Raw genomic sequence first — 16,893 nt, 5'->3', positions numbered from 1 at the left:
ATAACAGCACTGGGTTATCAGACAAAATTTAGGAAGTTTAATTGTTAATTGGTAAATGCTGTACTATAATAGTTTTAGTAGTTTGAATTTTTTAAATTGTTTATCAGAAAAAGGGGGGAATATGATGGAAACGAGACCGTGGTTGAAGGCATATCCAAAGGAAATTCCAGCCACTCTGACCTACCTCAATGAACCTGTTTATAAATTATTGGAGCATTCTGCCCAACAACATCCGGAAAAATCGGCCATTCATTTTATGGGGAAAGAGTTTTCCTTTAAACAGGTTTATCAAAAAGCCGCCAGCGTTGCGGGTTACTTACAACAAATCGGCATAAAAAAAGGCGATCGGGTCGCCATTATGCTGCCAAATACTCCACAGGCCGTCATTTGTTATTTCGGCATCCTAATGGCTGGCGGCATCGTAGTTCAAACAAACCCGCTATACACGGAACGTGAGCTTGAGTACCAAATGAAGGATTCCGGTGCCATAGCTATTGTTACAATGGACATATTGTATCCTAGAGTGACAAAAATCATGGCGCAAACAGAATTGCAGCATATTATTGTATCAGCTATCAAGGATTACTTGCCCTTTCCGAAGAATTTTGTATACCCTTACATCCAGAAAAAGCAGTACGGCATTGTCGTAAAAGTAAGGCATGAGGGCAATACACACTTACTGACTGAAATTGTCAAAATGCCAGCCAAGAATATAGCCAAATATGACTTCGATTTTGAAGAAGACCTGGCATTGCTCCAATATACCGGAGGAACAACGGGCTTTCCAAAAGGGGTTATGTTAACTCACAAAAATTTAATTTCCAATACGTTGATGAGCGAAGCTTGGGTTTATAAAGCGAAGCCGGGGAAGGAAATCGTATTGGGGATTGTCCCATTTTTCCATGTATATGGAATGACGGTATGTATGCTGTTATCGATCAAAATGGGGGCTAAAATGATCCTGATGCCGAAATTTGATGCGCTGGAAACGTTAAAAACGATTGATAAACAGCGGCCGACACTTTTCCCAGGGGCGCCAACCATTTACATCGGTTTATTAAACCATCCCGATCTATCCAAATATGATCTTTCCTCGATTGAGGCATGCATCAGCGGTTCTGCTCCGCTTCCAGTTGAGGTACAGCAGCGATTCGAAGAGGTCACGGGAGGTAAGCTGGTGGAAGGATATGGTTTATCAGAAGCCTCACCGGTTACTCATTGCAACTTCTTGTGGGATCAGCGGATAAAGGGAAGTATTGGGGTTCCTTATCCTGACACCGATGCCAAAATCGTTTCGACAGAGACAGGGGAAGTCTTGCCGCCAGGTGAAATTGGCGAAATTGTTGTCAAGGGTCCGCAAGTCATGAAAGGCTATTGGAATCGTCCTGATGAAACTGAAGAAATTTTAAAAGATGGATGGCTTTATACAGGAGACCTTGGTTATGCAGATGACAAAGGCTACTTCTATGTGGTTGACCGCAAGAAGGATATGATCATTGCCGGCGGCTATAATATATATCCAAGAGAAATTGAAGAAGTATTATATGAGCATCCAGATGTCGTTGAAGTGGTTGCAGCAGGTGTCCCGCATCCCTATCGCGGGGAAACAGTGAAGGCCTATGTGGTACTGAGAGAAGGTGCATCGGTTACCGAGGAAGAGCTGAACCAATTTGCCCGCAAATATTTAGCAGCCTATAAGGTTCCTAGAATCTATGAATTCAGAAAAGAGCTTCCTAAAACGGCAGTCGGCAAGATTTTGCGCCGGACCCTGGTGGAGGAAGATAAACAAAAGTTTGCAGAAGAAGACAAAAAACAGGCGTAAATGAGAAAAATAGGCTAGTTCAAAATATCGCAAATATTTATTGACAGAACGGCCGTTAAAAATTATCATAAAAATATGAATGATGATTCATTCATATTTTTAATCTTTTTTACTTTTTCCACTCTTTAAGGTAAGCTTAGGAAGGAAAAGCGTAGCTTACCTTAAGAGTGTTCGGAACCAAGTCCGCTTCATTCTAGTGTCCTGCGCTTTTTCTATTTTTCTCAAAGGAAGGGTAACATGAAACGATCTAAACCGAAATTTATGCAAATTATTGATGCTGCCGTGATTGTCATAGCAGAAAATGGTTATCACCAGGCGCAGGTTTCTAAAATTGCCAAGCAGGCCGGGGTAGCCGACGGCACCATCTATCTATATTTTAAAAACAAAGAAGACATCCTGATCTCTCTCTTTGAAGAAAAAATGGGAGCTTTCGTTGAAAAAATAGATGAAAAAATTGCAGGAAAAGATACGGCGGCAGAGAAGTTATTAATGATGGTTGAGACTCATTTCCAGCTTCTCTCTGAGGATCATCATATGGCAGTGGTCACTCAGCTTGAATTGCGCCAATCCAATAAAGAGTTGCGTCACCGGATAAATGAAGTTCTCAGAGGGTATCTGCAGGTCATCGACAAAATCATCATCGAAGGAAAGGAATCCGGAGAGTTTTCCAGCAACTTGGATGTCCGGCTCGCACGGCAAATGATCTTTGGCACGATTGATGAAACAGTCACAACCTGGGTGATGAATGAGGAAAAATATGACTTGAATGCACTCGCACCGCAAGTCCACCGTCTTTTGATCAATGGGTGCGGGACACATTAACGTTTTAAAGTGGGAACAAGGGGAGGGGTTAGATTGGAATATTTGAAATGGTCCATTGAGGACAGGATTGCCACGATCACGTTAGACAGGCCGCCGGCTAATGCGCTGTCATCCGGCCTATTGCGTGAGATTTCCGGCGTCTTGGATGAAATCGAGGAAAACAGCGAAATCCGAGCCATTGTCATTCATGGCCATGGCCGCTTTTTCTCAGCGGGGGCTGATATTAAAGAATTTACCACTGTCCAATCTTCTGACGATTTTGCGAATCTTGGCAAATTTGGACAAGGCTTGTTTGACCGTATGGAAAAGTTTCCGAAACCCATTATTGCTGCTATCCATGGCGCTGCCCTCGGAGGCGGTCTGGAACTTGCGATGGCCTGTCATATCCGTTATGTCACGGAAAATGCCAAATTGGGCCTTCCTGAGCTGCAGCTTGGCCTGATCCCTGGATTTGCCGGCACACAGAGGCTGCCAAAATACATCGGTTCTGCAAGGGCAGCTGAGATGATGTTTACCTCGGAGCCAATCACTGGATTGCAGGCTGTTCAATATGGTTTGGCAAATAGCGCTTACCCGGAGGCTGAGCTTTTAGACCAGACCTATAAGCTTGCTAAAAAAATGGCCAAAAAGAGTCCTGTTGCCATTAAAGCAGCTATTGAACTATTAAACTATGGAAAAACAAAAGAATTTTATGAGGGGACTGCCAGAGAGGCTCAATTATTTGGTGAAGTTTTTGCCTCTGAAGATGCAAAGGAAGGCATTTCTGCTTTTATCGAAAAGCGGGAGCCAAACTTTAAAGGTGCATAAACTTCTTCGTTTCGGGCGTCTATCGCTTGAGACGAGGGTTTAATATATTTTTTTGCTAATAAATTTCTCAATCTTTCAAACATAAGGAATGTTTGAATATTTAGGAGGGAAACCATGAACATTTTTGTATTAATGAAAAGAACATTTGATACGGAAGAAAAAATCACCATTTCCGGCGGGAAAATCAATGAGGATGGGGCCGAATTTATTATCAACCCTTATGATGAATACGCAATTGAAGAAGCGATTCAGGTCCGCGATGCCAATGGCGGCGAGGTAACCGTCATTTCTGTCGGCAATGAAGAAGCAGAAAAGCAATTGCGTACAGCACTTGCCATGGGCGCAGACAAAGCTGTCCTGATTAATACGGAAGATGATGTGGAAAATGGCGACCAATTTACCACTGCAAAAATTATTGCAGAATATTTGAAGGATAAAGAGGCTGATTTAATCCTGGGCGGAAACGTAGCCATTGACGGCGGATCTGGACAGGTTGGCCCGCGTGTGGCTGAACTGCTGAATATCCCTTACGTTACCACAATCACTAAATTAGAGATTAACGGAACTTCTGCTGTCGTGACACGCGACGTAGAAGGTGATTCTGAAGTGATTGAAACCAGCCTGCCATTATTGGTCACTGCCCAACAAGGCCTTAACGAGCCGCGTTATCCATCATTGCCAGGCATCATGAAGGCAAAGAAAAAGCCGCTTGAAGAATTGGAATTAGACGACCTTGATCTTGAGGAAGAAGACGTGGAAGCCAAGACGAAAACGATCGAGATCTATCTGCCTCCTAAAAAAGAAGCAGGAAAAGTCCTATCCGGCGATCTGGCTGATCAGGTGAAAGAACTCGTACATTTGCTCCATTCTGAAGCAAAAGTAGTTTAATAGGTTTTCATAAAAATTGTTTGCAGGAGGTAAAAACGAATGGCTAGAAAAGTGTTGGTGTTAGGGGAAGTTCGTGACGGCTCATTGCGGAATGTATCATTCGAAGCAGTGGCAGCTGCCAAAACCGTTTCAGAAGGCGGCGAAGTAGTAGGCGTGTTGATTGGCGATTCTGTAAGCGTTTTAGGCGCTGAATTGATTAAATCGGGTGCTGACCGTGTGGTAGTGGCGGAAGATGAAAAATTAAAGCAATATACATCGGATGGTTTTTCTCAAGTGCTGCTAGCTGTTATTGATCAAGAGCAGCCAGAGGGACTTATTTTAGGCCATACGGCACTTGGTAAAGATTTAGCGCCAAGAATTGCAGCCAAACTTGGCTCAGGTCTTATCTCTGATGCGACAGCTGTTGAAGTGGCCGGAGGCAATGTGGTTTTCACACGTCCAATTTATTCGGGTAAGGCGTTTGAAAAGAAGATCGTCACGGAGGGGCTAATTTTTGCAACTGTCCGTCCAAATAATATTGCCCCATTAGAAAAAGATGAAAGCAGAAGCGGTGAGGTTTCTTCTATTGCTGTAGACATTAAGGATCTGCGTGCGATTGTAAAAGAAGTGGTTCGTAAAGCATCTGAAGGCGTTGATTTGAGTGAGGCGAAGGTGGTTGTTTCCGGCGGCCGCGGCGTGAAGAGCGCTGAAGGATTCCAGCCTTTAAAAGAATTGGCAGAAGTGCTTGGCGGTGCAGTAGGAGCATCCCGTGGCGCGTGTGATGCGGAGTATTGCGATTACTCGCTCCAGATTGGCCAAACGGGTAAGGTTGTAACGCCTGATCTATATATTGCCTGCGGTATTTCCGGTGCGATTCAGCATTTGGCGGGCATGTCTAACTCAAAAGTCATTGTAGCCATTAACAAGGATCCTGAGGCCAATATTTTCAAGGTGGCTGACTACGGAATTGTCGGTGATTTATTCGAAGTGGTGCCAATGCTGACGGAAGAGTTTAAAAAGTTGAAGGTACATCAATAATGGTGAGCGAGCGGTCAATCGGCCGCTCGCTTTTTTACATATCTGAGCAGAATTTTATAGAAGGCTCTTAAAGTCGAAACAAGACCAAGAGACGTTGAAACTGTCTTCAATAAGAGCGCTTGAAGACAAAACGCGTCAAGGAAAGAGTGAAACTGTCTTCAATAAGGGCGCTTGAAGACAAAACGCGTCAAGGGAAAGGTAGAACTGTCTTCAATAAGGGCGCTTGAAGACAAAATACGTCAAGGGAAAGGTGGAACTGTCTTCAATAAGGGCGCTTGAAGACAAAACACGTCAAGGGAAAGGTAGAACTGTTTTCAATAAGGGCGCTTGAAGACAAAACACGTCAAGGAAAGAGTGAAACTGTCTTCAATAAGGGCGCTTGAAGACAAAACGCGTCAAGGAAAGAGTAGAACTGTCTTCAATAAGAGTTCTTAAAGAAAAAGTCCAGCTAGACAGCCACAGGTAGAGTCTTTAAATCTATCCGTATAAAAAATTTACAATCACTTTGTTCTTTGATTCTCATTTTTCTACATAGTATGCCCACTGCCCCATTCCCACAATCTTCATATTCTTTTCCAAAACCCTGCTTATCCTCTTCTTTGACTCAATCACCTGGCACCACTCGTGAACAAGGTTTGTAGTAACCTTCATTTCAGGAAACAACAACACCATTTCCCTTAAATTCCGCATAACGGCTGACTCAACACTTTCTTCATAACCACAATCCTCGCAAACACACTTGCGATTATTGACCCTTACAGAAAATGAATCACAGGAAAAACAAGTAATTCCTTTTTTCTGCTGTTCATATGTATATAAAGGAAGCTGAGTATAGGGAGATTTTTTAATATGCATTAAAATTAATTTTTCAGCAAGCCTCATATGATTTTCATTAAGCTTCGAAGGGGTTTGATTCAATTTTTGAAAATAACGGTCTAATTGTGTTGGGAAAATAAAAGGTTTATTAAGCGGACATTGATAAAGTGTATACTCGGGGTTAATAAATACCACTTGTGCCTCAATAGGCAACTTGATTTTATGAATTTGAAATAACTGCCGGAGAAATACTTCACTTCGATTTAATTGGTGCTGCGGGTTTTGGATTTCTGTATTTGCTTCTGTTTTAAAATAATCATCTCCATATATTAAATTTCCCGCATAATTTTTAACTTCAAAAATATGAATTTGCCCTTGCATGATGATTAACGAATCAATTTGAAAGGTGGAACTGTTTACTTTGAAAAGCAAATCGTTGAGAATGTGACACTCACATTTTAGCTTCTCCGTCATCTCATCAAACATCACCTCACCCTCATACCCTTTTTTTAAGTTCAAATAATGCTGCTTGTCCGATGGCGATAAAACCATCCGATTGTCCAAAGAACGAAGAATCTTTAATTCATCTGATTCATACCGCTGCTTAAATGCCATAGGCCACAACCTTTCCAATTAATTAGATTCAACTCCATTCTAAAGAAAGTTTTCAGCGGCCAAGCACAAAGAAAATGAAAAATTTGTTAATTTTTAAAAAAACTAAACATGAGGAACCGGAATCAGCGGAATAGGAAAATTGGGATTAGGGGAAAATGTATGACGAAACATATTAATAGCGTGATTTACCATTCGATGGTATACTTTCGTTAGATTTTAGTTCTATTTTAGGAGGGCTTTAAAATGGCAATTTCTCACGTAACTGATTCAAACTTTGCGGCTGAAACAAGCAATGGCCTTGTTCTTGTCGATTTCTGGGCACCTTGGTGCGGACCTTGCAAAATGATCGCTCCAGTTCTTGAAGAACTTGACGCCGAAATGGGCGATAAAGTAGCCATCAAAAAATTAGACGTGGACGACAACCCACAAACGGCTGCCAACTTTGGCGTAATGAGCATCCCTACTTTATTGGTATTGAAAGATGGAGAAGTAGTCGATAAAGTAGTTGGCTTCCAGCCAAAAGACGCTTTAGCAGGCGTCCTGCAAAAACACATCTAATTCCTAAACATTACAACCCCTGGCGGAGGTTAATCCGTTGGGGGTTTTTCTTTTGTTTCCATAAACTCATACTTCCATTTAAACGCACTTTGTTTTACAATTTTAAGGATAATAGACGGAAGGGGGGAGCAGCCGTAATGAATGAAACGATAAAGCAAAAATTGACACTGCTTCCAGATCAGCCTGGCTGCTACTTGATGAAGGACCGTCAGGGTACGATTATTTATGTAGGGAAAGCAAAAGTATTAAAAAATCGTGTCCGTTCCTATTTTACAGGCTCACATGATGGAAAAACATTGCGTCTCGTAAATGAAATCGAAGACTTTGAATATATTGTCACCTCCTCCAATATAGAAGCATTACTGCTCGAATTGAATCTAATAAAAAAATACGATCCTAAATACAACATCATGCTGAAGGATGATAAAACCTATCCGTTCATTAAGCTCACCGCAGAACGGCATCCGAAACTGATCATCACAAGAAAAGTGAAAAAGGATAAAGGGAAATACTTTGGGCCTTATCCTAATGTGGGAGCAGCCAACGAAACTAAAAAGCTGCTCGACAGGATCTATCCATTAAGGAAATGCTCGACACTTCCGGACCGCGTCTGCCTCTACTACCATCTTGGCCAGTGCCTGGCCCCGTGCGTAAATGAAGTTGCAGAAGAAACCTATAAGGAAATGACAGACGAAATCACCAGGTTTTTAAATGGCGGCTATAAGGATATAAAAAAAGAGCTGACCGAAAAAATGGGTGCCGCAGCAGAAGAGCTTGACTTTGAGCGGGCAAAAGAATACCGCGACAAAATCGTCCATATTGAAACGATTATGGAAAAACAAAAAATCACCATGACCGATTTTACCGACCGCGACGTATTTGGCTATGCCGTCGATAAAGGCTGGATGTGTGTCCAGGTCTTCTTTGTGCGCCAGGGAAAGCTGATTGAAAGAGATGTCTCGATGTTCCCGGCCTACAATGAACCAGAGGAAGAAATGCTCACCTTCCTTGGACAATTTTATCAAAAGTCCAATCACTTTAAGCCAAAGGAAATCCTCATTCAGGATGAAGTCGACCAAGGATTGGCTGAACAGCTTTTAGAAGTAAAAGTGGTCAAGCCGCAGCGGGGGCAGAAAAAGGATCTTGTTAAAATGGCCGTCAAAAATGCGAAAATCGCTCTGAAAGAAAAGTTCTCCTTAATTGAAAAAGATGAGGAGAGAACGATCAAAGCGGTGGAAAATTTGGGCCAATATCTTGGAATTTATACCCCTCACCGGATTGAGGCATTTGATAACTCCAATATCCAAGGGACCGACCCGGTATCGGCTATGATTGTGTTTACAGACGGAAAGCCCAACAAACGGGAATACCGGAAGTATAAAATCAAATCGGTTCAAGGACCAGATGATTATGAATCTATGAGGGAAGTAACCAGAAGGCGCTATTCGAGAGTTCTGAAAGAGGATTTGCCGCTGCCGGATTTAATTTTAATTGACGGCGGAAAGGGCCATGTCGAAGCGGTGCGGGATGTATTGGAAAATGAGCTGGGATTGGATATTCCATTGGCCGGTCTCGTCAAAGACGACAAGCATAAAACATCCCAGCTGTTATATGGAGATCCCTTGGAAATTATTCCGCTGGGGCGCAGCAGCCAAGAGTTTTATTTGCTGCAGCGAATTCAAGATGAGGTGCACCGGTTTGCCATCACCTTCCACCGACAGCTGCGCGGCAAAACGGCCTTCCAATCCTTGCTGGATGACATACCGGGTATCGGTGAAAAGCGGAAAAAATTATTGCTGAAACAGTTCGGTTCCGTAAAAAAAATGAAGGAAGCCACGATAGAAGAGATCACTGCGATCGGGATTCCTGTTCATGTGGCGGAGGAATTGGCCAAAAAACTTCAGTCAGACTGATTGTCATAAAATTTTGATTGTGCTATAATGAGTGAAAATTTAATAACTATCACTTTTACGTGTTAAAGTGAAGGTAGAGGTGCGAACTTCAATAGTAGAAGTCCGGAGAAGGATGAGCTTCAAGGAAGGGCTTTGAAAGGGGATGTTCGCCGAAGTAAAGAAAGACTCATGGCTTTCTTTGCTGGTTCTGTATTTAAGAGATGCAGGACTGTCAAGACAAGGTTCTTGGAGAGCTATCTTTCATTGTGTGCGCATGAACTTTTCTTCGTGTTGAACAAGCAATGGGATAATCTCCCATTGCTTTTTTATTTGGGAGATAACAGTAATGATAGTTGAAATGTGAAAGAGGGAGAAAACATGGGGCTAATTGTACAAAAGTTTGGAGGAACCTCCGTAGGCAGCATCGACCGCATTCTCAATGTAGCCGGACGTGTTAAAGAGGAAATAGACAAGGGAAACCAAGTGGTTGTAGTGGTTTCGGCCATGGGCAAAACAACTGACCAGCTGGTGAATATGGCAAAGGAGCTTTCTCCTCAGCCGGGCAAGCGGGAAATGGATATGCTGCTGACAACTGGCGAGCAGGTCACGATTTCCTTATTATCCATTGCCCTTAACCAAAAGGGGCTTGAGGCCATTTCCTATACCGGATGGCAGGCAGGAATCATTACAGAGCCAGTGCATGGCAATGCTAGAATTGCGAGGATTGAAACTAAGGCCATCCAACAGCAGCTTGGCCGCGGCAGGATCGTCATTGTAGCTGGATTTCAAGGGATTACAGAGGATGGAGAAATTACCACACTGGGCCGCGGCGGATCCGATACGACGGCTGTTGCCTTGGCGGCAGCCCTTAAGGCAGAGCGGTGTGACATTTACACAGACGTTACGGGCGTTTTTACAACCGACCCGCGATATATTAAGAATGCCCGCAAATTATTGTCGGTATCCTATGATGAGATGCTTGAACTGGCCAACCTGGGAGCTGGCGTCCTGCATCCTAGAGCAGTGGAATTTGCCAAAAACCATCAGGTTCGTCTGGAAGTCCGATCAAGCATGGAAAAAGAAGAAGGTACTGTTATTGAGGGGGAAGCAACAATGGAACAAAATCTAGTTGTCCGCGGAGTCGCATTTGAGGATGAAATCACTAAAGTAACCGTGTTAGGGCTAACAAATTCATTAACAAGTCTATCGACGATTTTTACGACATTGGCCAAAAATCATATTAACGTGGATATTATTATCCAGAGCACAACGGAAGCAGGAACAGCTAATCTTTCCTTCTCCATCCATACCAATGATTGGCTGGAAACATTGAATGTGCTTGAAGACAACAAAGCGGTTTTGGGCTATGGGCAGCTGGATGCGGAAAATAAACTGGCGAAAGTGTCCATTGTGGGATCAGGCATGATTTCGAATCCGGGTGTCGCAGCTAAAATGTTTGAAGTATTGGCTGACAACAATATTCAAGTGAAAATGGTCAGCACATCAGAAATTAAAGTGTCTGCGGTTGTGGAAGAGAAAAATATGCTCAAGGCTGTGGAAGTTTTGCACGATGCCTTTGAACTAGGAAGAGTGGAATAAGGGAAGCCTATAAAAAATAGGAGGATGCACTAGCATCCTCCTGCATTTTTAGCTGTTAGACGGGGTCGTTTTGATCCCATTTTACTGTAAATTGAACCCTATTGGATTTTTTTACAGGATGCTCAAACGTTTCCGCCACAACTTCTTTCTGCAGTTCAATCTGCTGTGCTAAGAAGCCAGCTTCCAGCTGAAAGTAATGTTCTGCCTTTGATTTGACACGGGGGGCAAGCAGCGGGCTCGTCAGCTCCAAATCCAGCTGATTTTTCGTTTCTTTTACGATTTCAAGCGTTCCCCAAGAGGCTTTTTCAAAAAATTCGATTAGGCTTTCATAATTGGCTAATGGGTATTTCCTTGCAAGACGTTTCCCGGCCCAATAGAGAATCTCAGGGGTATCTTTACCAAAAATCTCCGGCAATAGAGTTTCCCTGATTAACTCATATCCAAAAGTCGATATGGTTCTTGTTTCTAATGAATGAACAGATTGTTCTAGAGCAGTGCTTTCCTTCACGAGTTTCCCCTCTTTCTACGATTCTATTATATACAAACTTGAGCGTATTTCAGTACCGTTTTTTAAAAAAGCCGGCAGATTTTCATGGAAGTTTTTGCTATTGTAAAATACCTTGATTTTTTGAATAACGTTATCTTTACCTAAAGAAGAAAAATGTTACCCGTAAGATGTTGGTAATTTTATCACAGAACTTATCAGCTGAAGAAGAAAATCTAATTCAAATTTCCTAAAATGCAAGCGTTTTCTAGTATAATATCAATATATTTTAAAAATTTTATTTTTTACGCGTGTTTTATGTATCCGTTTCCTTGACGCTCCAAAATGTTGGGAGTAAAATGAACATGTCACATAATTGTCACAGTGAAGCAGTGACTTTTTAAAGGGAGAATTTTTGGTTTTTTAAAACTAAAGGGGGGTAAATCTATGGCGGGGAATCGCGAGTTTTTTAATCGAAGATTGCATTCACTGCTCGGGGTCATTCCGATTGGAATTTTTCTATTGCAGCATTTAACAGTCAACCATTTTGCAACAAAGGGAGCAGATTCATTCAACACGGCTGCCAATTTTATGGGGAATCTTCCATTCAAAATCGTCCTGGAGACAGTGGTGATCTATCTTCCTATTCTTTTCCATGCAATCTATGGATTGTATATTGCCTTTACGGCAACAAGCAATATTAGTAGATTCGGATATTTCAGAAACTGGATGTATATTATCCAGCGTGTGACCGGTGTCATTACACTTATCTTTATTGCTTGGCATGTATGGCAAACCCGGGTCGCTGCCGCATTTGGTTCGGAAGTTGACTTCGATATGATGGCGGAAATCCTGTCATCGCCATTTATGTTTGGGTTTTACCTAGTGGGGATCCTATCAGCGATTTTCCACTTTGCCAATGGTCTATGGTCTTTCCTGGTCAGCTGGGGAATTACCGTATCACCGCGTTCTCAAAAAATTTCTACATATTTCACGATGGTCGTTTTCGTGCTGCTTTCCATTGTAGGAATACGGACATTACTAGCATTTATTTAAACTAGCAGGATTATTCACTTAAAAACATAATGGATTCTCGAATTAAGGGAGTGAGTCACGATGAGTAAAGGAAAGGTGATCATAGTCGGCGGCGGATTAGCCGGCTTGATGGCAGCGGTTAAAACTGCAGAACATGGGACACCAGTTGAATTATTTTCATTAGTTCCAGTAAAACGCTCTCACTCTGTTTGTGCCCAAGGCGGTATTAATGGAGCAGTCAATACAAAAGGTGAAGGGGATTCCCCTTGGATTCACTTTGATGATACGATTTATGGAGGAGATTTCCTGGCAAATCAGCCTCCGGTAAAAGCAATGTGCGAAGCAGCACCTGGCATCATCCATTTATTTGACCGGATGGGAGTTATGTTTAACCGTACGCCTGAAGGATTGCTGGACTTCCGCCGTTTTGGAGGAACACAGCATCACCGTACAGCTTTTGCCGGCGCAACGACTGGCCAGCAATTATTATATGCTTTGGACGAGCAGGTTCGCCGTCAAGAAGTAGCTGGATTAGTTACCAAGTATGAAAACTGGGAATTCCTTGGCGTCGTCGTTGATGATGATGGCATTTGCCGCGGTATTGTTGCCCAGGATTTAAAAACAATGGAAATCAAGTCCTTTGCTGCCGATGCTGTTATTATGGCGACAGGCGGTCCTGGAATTATTTTTGGCAAATCAACGAACTCTGTCATTAACACAGGTTCAGCAGCCTCGATTGTCTATCAGCAAGGGGTCTATTATGCGAACGGCGAAATGATTCAAATTCATCCAACCGCCATTCCGGGTGATGACAAGCTTCGCCTTATGAGTGAATCAGCACGCGGTGAAGGCGGCCGGATTTGGACGTATAAGGATGGCAAGCCATGGTATTTCCTTGAAGAAAAATACCCTGCTTATGGTAACTTAGTTCCTCGTGATATTGCAACACGTGAAATTTTTGATGTCTGTGTCAACCAAAAGCTTGGCGTTAATGGCGAGAACATGGTATTTTTGGATCTTTCGCATAAAGATCCACATGAATTGGACGTCAAACTCGGCGGAATTATCGAAATCTATGAAAAATTTGTGGGCGATGACCCTCGTAAGGTTCCTATGAAAATATTCCCTGCCGTTCACTATTCGATGGGCGGACTATGGGTTGATTATGATCAAATGACCAATATTCCAGGGCTGTTTGCTGCTGGTGAGTGCGATTATTCACAGCATGGTGCGAACCGATTAGGTGCCAACTCATTATTGTCGGCGATTTATGGCGGTATGGTTGCCGGCCCTAACGCAGTTCGATATATTGAAGGACTTGAAAAGAGCTCTGATGCAGTCTCTTCCAGCGTCTATGACCGCCATGTCCAAGAACAGCAGGCAAAATGGGATCACATCATGAAGCTGGATGGAACAGAAAATGCCTATATTCTTCATAAAGAGCTTGGCGAATGGATGACAGATAACGTCACCGTTGTCCGCTACAATGATAAGTTATTAAAAACAGATGAAAAGATTCAAGAATTATTAGAACGCTATAAAAACATCAATATCAATGATACTTCGAAATGGAGCAATCAGGGTGCAGCGTTTACCCGCCAATTATTCAACATGCTGCAATTGGCAAGGGTCATTACTCTTGGCGCTTACAATCGTAATGAAAGCCGCGGTGCACATTATAAGCCAGAATTCCCTGAACGGAATGATGAGGAATTCTTAAAAACAACGATGGCGAAATTTGTTGATGCAGAGTCGGCACCAGCTTTCCATTATGAGGAAGTTGACGTTTCCTTGATTAAACCAAGAAAGCGGGATTATACGACCAAGCATTAATAAAAAGGGGAGTGGGAAGGAATGGCTGAAACTAAAACGGTCAAATTTATAATAACTCGTCAGGATACCCCGGATTCTGCTCCTTATGATGAGGAGTTCGAGGTACCATATCGTCCGAATATGAACGTCATTTCTGCGCTAATGGAAATTCGCAGAAATCCAGTAAACTCAAAGGGGCAGAAAACAACGCCAGTCACTTGGGAAATGAACTGTCTGGAAGAAGTCTGTGGGGCATGTTCCATGGTGATCAATGGCAAGCCGCGCCAATCCTGCTCGGCGTTAGTGGATAAGCTGGAGCAGCCAGTCCGGTTAGCGCCAATGAAAACATTCCCGGTTATTCGTGACCTTCAGGTTGACCGGAGCAGAATGTTCGATGCATTGAAAAAGGTAAAAGCGTGGATTCCGATCGATGGAACATACGATTTGGGTCCAGGGCCGCGCATGCCAGAGACCAAACGGCAATGGGCATATGAATTATCAAAATGCATGACTTGCGGTGTGTGCTTGGAAGCTTGTCCGAATGTAAACAGCAAGTCGAACTTTATCGGACCGCAGCCTCTTTCACAGGTACGCTTGTTTAATGCCCATCCAACGGGTGCCATGAATAAAGCTGAACGTTTAGAAGCGATTATGGATGATGGCGGCCTTGCCAACTGCGGAAATTCACAAAACTGTGTTCAATCCTGCCCTAAAGGCATTCCATTGACAACCTCGATTGCAGCATTGAACCGTGAAACTACTTTCCAGGCCTTCAGAAACTTCTTTGGAAGCGATCATGTTTAATCCTGCTGTTCGGCCTATGTTATTTTCTATGAAAGGCTGTCTCATAGGTGGTTCCCTTGGGACAGCCTCTTTCTGTATACATTAATTCCTACAAATATAGTGTAATTCACTAACGTTTGATATACTTGGAATATCAAGTCCTATTGAAAAAGGAAGGTATGGAAAGGTGAAATCAAAGTTTCCGCTCTTGATTATCTTAATTGGCCTGATTGTGATGGGGATTGGCGTTTGGCAAATTATCGATGTGAAGGTGCAAACGGCCGCATCTGTCGAGGAGGCCAAAAAGCTCGTGGAGGAAAAACCCATCAAAACAGATAAAAATACCGATGAGACAGCTCCACAGCCCAGTTTTGGGGATACAGTGGGTCTTTTGGTGATTCCTAAATTAAAATCTGAACTGGCCATCATTGAAGGGACCGATCCTGATGATTTAGCCAAAGGGGTAGGACATTATAAAGGCTCCTATTTTCCAGGAGATAATGGACAAATTGTGTTGTCAGGCCATCGTGATACCGTTTTCCGCCGGCTGGGAGAGCTGAAAATTGGTGATTCACTTCAAGTTAAAATGCCGTATGGAAACTTTACCTATGAAATTACCGATACGAAAATCGTAAAATCCGATGATACCAGCATCATCACGCTGCAAAATCAAAAAGAGGAATTAATCGTGACCACCTGTTATCCATTCCGTTATGTGGGAAATGCGCCGAAACGATATATTATTTATGCAAAACAGAAAAGCTCCTAGGTGGAGCTTTTCTGTTTTTTGCATAAATCAGGTTAAAAGCGGCGGAAATTATTTGATAATTTCCAATTTCCCTTAAGCAATTTAGTCACTAGAAGTGTGCTGTTCACATAATATATGGTGACTAAATATATACCCACCCCCGGTGCATAACTGGCGAAGGCAAGGAGGGTCACAATACTTGAAGGAGAATGATTATACTCACAAGCCATTACTCACCAAACGTGAAAGAGAAGTATTCGAGCTGTTAGTACAGGACAAAACAACAAAAGAAATCGCTAGTGAATTATTTATCAGCGAAAAAACAGTTCGGAACCACATTTCGAATGCTATGCAAAAGCTTGGTGTTAAGGGGCGATCACAAGCAGTTGTAGAACTCCTTCGTATGGGAGAACTAGAACTTTAAACATGACCGGCATCCGTAATGGAGGCCGGTTCATACATTTAGGCGATAAATTTTCATAGTGCTTGAAATACCCCTTGGGTTCTCTTGACCCATGAATGGGCGAAAAAACTAGAAATCTACATAATAGACGATTAATGGGATTTGATAAATTCCATCCATTCTATTTTTGTTTGTGAAGGCATGGATAGTTCCAGCTTGAAATTTTAGTGAAAAAAGTACAAAATAAGGACAGGCTTGACCGAAAAAATGTCTATTTTCATTATCAAGTCATGAGGAGAAGCATATTTTAGGAGTGTATGGTTCATGGAACTCGATAATCTTCCAGCCGGCAATGCAGATATTGTTGGTACTATTGAAAAAGAATTACGATATATCTCGGGGATCATCAAGCAAAAAGGGCGGGAAATTTTAAGCAATTATAAAATAACACCACCTCAGTTCGTTGCTTTGCAATGGCTTTTTGAAGATGGAGATATGACAATCGGCGAGTTGTCCAATAAAATGTACCTGGCATGCAGCACAACAACCGATTTAATTGACCGCATGGAGCGCAATCTTTTGGTTGAACGGGTGAAGGATACGAACGACCGGCGAGTTGTCAGAATTCATTTGCTCGATGAAGGCAAGCGAATTATTAATGAAGTCATCAACAAACGTCAGATCTATCTTGAAGAAATATTGAAGAACTTCTCTTCTGAAGAAATTCAACTCCTATCCAGCAGTTTAGTGAAATTACATCAAGAAATGCGTTAACGGGCGGAAGGCTCCAGA

At 42.5% G+C, this 16,893-nt stretch carries 16 protein-coding genes and 1 riboswitch; of the genes, 14 read left to right on the top strand and 2 right to left on the bottom strand.

Translation table 11 applies throughout. The features are described 5' to 3' along the window. Positions 1 to 121: 121 nt before the first annotated feature. The 5 genes from NFS43_RS03405 (at position 122) to NFS43_RS03385 (ending at position 5,356) form a co-directional block, all read left to right on the top strand. Positions 122 to 1,822, top strand: coding sequence for a long-chain-fatty-acid--CoA ligase (locus tag NFS43_RS03405; RefSeq protein ID WP_251549481.1), 1,701 nt, complete (start codon positions 122 to 124; stop codon positions 1,820 to 1,822). A 237-nt stretch (positions 1,823 to 2,059) separates the two neighbouring features. After that, positions 2,060 to 2,644 (top strand): TetR/AcrR family transcriptional regulator, encoded by a 585-nt coding sequence (locus NFS43_RS03400; protein ID WP_251549480.1) that lies wholly within the window; start codon positions 2,060 to 2,062, stop codon positions 2,642 to 2,644. A 33-nt stretch (positions 2,645 to 2,677) separates the two neighbouring features. Further along, on the top strand, positions 2,678 to 3,451 hold the full coding sequence (locus tag NFS43_RS03395) for an enoyl-CoA hydratase (protein WP_251549478.1): 774 nt from the start codon (positions 2,678 to 2,680) through the stop codon (positions 3,449 to 3,451). A gap of 114 nt (positions 3,452 to 3,565) precedes the next feature. After that, entirely contained in the window at positions 3,566 to 4,339 is a 774-nt protein-coding gene (locus tag NFS43_RS03390; protein ID WP_251549476.1) for an electron transfer flavoprotein subunit beta/FixA family protein, read from the top strand. A 39-nt stretch (positions 4,340 to 4,378) separates the two neighbouring features. Beyond that, positions 4,379 to 5,356 (top strand): electron transfer flavoprotein subunit alpha/FixB family protein, encoded by a 978-nt coding sequence (locus NFS43_RS03385; RefSeq protein WP_251549474.1) that lies wholly within the window; start codon positions 4,379 to 4,381, stop codon positions 5,354 to 5,356. A gap of 519 nt (positions 5,357 to 5,875) precedes the next feature. Here the strand turns inward: NFS43_RS03385 and NFS43_RS03380 are convergent. Further along, positions 5,876 to 6,787, bottom strand: coding sequence for a nuclease-related domain-containing protein (locus NFS43_RS03380; RefSeq protein ID WP_251549472.1), 912 nt, complete (start codon positions 6,785 to 6,787; stop codon positions 5,876 to 5,878). 243 nt (positions 6,788 to 7,030) lie between these two features. Between NFS43_RS03380 and trxA the strand changes: the two genes are divergently transcribed. The 3 genes from trxA to NFS43_RS03365 all read left to right on the top strand — a co-directional run bounded on the left by trxA (position 7,031) and on the right by NFS43_RS03365 (position 10,836). Continuing rightward, positions 7,031 to 7,345, top strand: a complete 315-nt coding sequence (gene trxA, locus NFS43_RS03375) for a thioredoxin (protein ID WP_251549470.1) — start codon at positions 7,031 to 7,033, stop codon at positions 7,343 to 7,345. Positions 7,346 to 7,482: 137 nt separating this feature from the next. Further along, the gene (uvrC, locus tag NFS43_RS03370; protein WP_251549468.1) at positions 7,483 to 9,258 is read left to right on the top strand and encodes an excinuclease ABC subunit UvrC; all 1,776 of its coding nucleotides are present in this window, start codon (positions 7,483 to 7,485) and stop codon (positions 9,256 to 9,258) included. Positions 9,259 to 9,324: 66 nt separating this feature from the next. Beyond that, a riboswitch (Lysine riboswitch) is annotated at positions 9,325 to 9,502 on the top strand. A 113-nt stretch (positions 9,503 to 9,615) separates the two neighbouring features. Next, positions 9,616 to 10,836, top strand: coding sequence for an aspartate kinase (locus NFS43_RS03365; RefSeq protein ID WP_251549466.1), 1,221 nt, complete (start codon positions 9,616 to 9,618; stop codon positions 10,834 to 10,836). A gap of 55 nt (positions 10,837 to 10,891) precedes the next feature. Here the strand turns inward: NFS43_RS03365 and NFS43_RS03360 are convergent, their stop codons facing one another. Continuing rightward, on the bottom strand, positions 10,892 to 11,344 hold the full coding sequence (locus NFS43_RS03360; RefSeq protein WP_251549464.1) for a YslB family protein: 453 nt from the start codon (positions 11,342 to 11,344) through the stop codon (positions 10,892 to 10,894). Between the two features lie 423 nt (positions 11,345 to 11,767). On the opposite strand from NFS43_RS03360, the gene NFS43_RS03355 reads away from it, so the two are divergent. The 6 genes from NFS43_RS03355 to NFS43_RS03330 all read left to right on the top strand — a co-directional run bounded on the left by NFS43_RS03355 (position 11,768) and on the right by NFS43_RS03330 (position 16,875). Continuing rightward, entirely contained in the window at positions 11,768 to 12,376 is a 609-nt protein-coding gene (locus tag NFS43_RS03355) for a succinate dehydrogenase cytochrome b558 subunit (RefSeq protein WP_251549462.1), read from the top strand. Between the two features lie 60 nt (positions 12,377 to 12,436). Then, entirely contained in the window at positions 12,437 to 14,188 is a 1,752-nt protein-coding gene (gene sdhA, locus NFS43_RS03350) for a succinate dehydrogenase flavoprotein subunit (RefSeq protein WP_251549459.1), read from the top strand. Between the two features lie 21 nt (positions 14,189 to 14,209). Then, complete coding sequence (gene sdhB, locus NFS43_RS03345; RefSeq protein ID WP_251549457.1) at positions 14,210 to 14,971, top strand: succinate dehydrogenase iron-sulfur subunit; 762 nt, start codon at positions 14,210 to 14,212, stop codon at positions 14,969 to 14,971. Positions 14,972 to 15,137: 166 nt separating this feature from the next. Further along, positions 15,138 to 15,719: a class D sortase gene (locus NFS43_RS03340; RefSeq protein WP_251549455.1), complete on the top strand. Its 582-nt coding sequence runs from the start codon at positions 15,138 to 15,140 to the stop codon at positions 15,717 to 15,719. 178 nt (positions 15,720 to 15,897) lie between these two features. Continuing rightward, positions 15,898 to 16,122: a helix-turn-helix domain-containing protein gene (locus NFS43_RS03335; protein ID WP_042459328.1), complete on the top strand. Its 225-nt coding sequence runs from the start codon at positions 15,898 to 15,900 to the stop codon at positions 16,120 to 16,122. Positions 16,123 to 16,425: 303 nt separating this feature from the next. After that, a complete protein-coding gene (locus NFS43_RS03330) occupies positions 16,426 to 16,875 on the top strand; it encodes a MarR family winged helix-turn-helix transcriptional regulator (RefSeq protein WP_251549453.1) in 450 nt (149 codons plus the stop codon). Positions 16,876 to 16,893 lie beyond the last annotated feature (18 nt).

It is taken from the genome of Neobacillus muris (genome assembly GCF_943193175.1).
Taxonomy (GTDB): domain Bacteria; phylum Bacillota; class Bacilli; order Bacillales; family Cytobacillaceae; genus Neobacillus; species Neobacillus muris.
This window is presented reverse-complemented; position numbering and strand designations above follow the sequence as displayed.

Excerpts from the sequence above, each read along its gene's own strand:
- NFS43_RS03400 (WP_251549480.1), top strand. The coding sequence starts at position 2,060 with ATGAAACGATCTAAACCGAAATTTATGCAAATTATTGATGCTGCCGTG.
- NFS43_RS03365 (WP_251549466.1), top strand. The coding sequence starts at position 9,616 with ATGGGGCTAATTGTACAAAAGTTTGGAGGAACCTCCGTAGGCAGCATC.
- NFS43_RS03330 (WP_251549453.1), top strand. The coding sequence starts at position 16,426 with ATGGAACTCGATAATCTTCCAGCCGGCAATGCAGATATTGTTGGTACT.
- NFS43_RS03405 (WP_251549481.1), top strand. The coding sequence starts at position 122 with ATGATGGAAACGAGACCGTGGTTGAAGGCATATCCAAAGGAAATTCCA.
- NFS43_RS03385 (WP_251549474.1), top strand. The coding sequence starts at position 4,379 with ATGGCTAGAAAAGTGTTGGTGTTAGGGGAAGTTCGTGACGGCTCATTG.
- uvrC (WP_251549468.1), top strand. The coding sequence starts at position 7,483 with ATGAATGAAACGATAAAGCAAAAATTGACACTGCTTCCAGATCAGCCT.
- trxA (WP_251549470.1), top strand. The coding sequence starts at position 7,031 with ATGGCAATTTCTCACGTAACTGATTCAAACTTTGCGGCTGAAACAAGC.
- NFS43_RS03355 (WP_251549462.1), top strand. The coding sequence starts at position 11,768 with ATGGCGGGGAATCGCGAGTTTTTTAATCGAAGATTGCATTCACTGCTC.
- sdhA (WP_251549459.1), top strand. The coding sequence starts at position 12,437 with ATGAGTAAAGGAAAGGTGATCATAGTCGGCGGCGGATTAGCCGGCTTG.
- sdhB (WP_251549457.1), top strand. The coding sequence starts at position 14,210 with ATGGCTGAAACTAAAACGGTCAAATTTATAATAACTCGTCAGGATACC.
- NFS43_RS03390 (WP_251549476.1), top strand. The coding sequence starts at position 3,566 with ATGAACATTTTTGTATTAATGAAAAGAACATTTGATACGGAAGAAAAA.
- NFS43_RS03380 (WP_251549472.1), bottom strand. The coding sequence starts at position 6,787 with ATGGCATTTAAGCAGCGGTATGAATCAGATGAATTAAAGATTCTTCGT.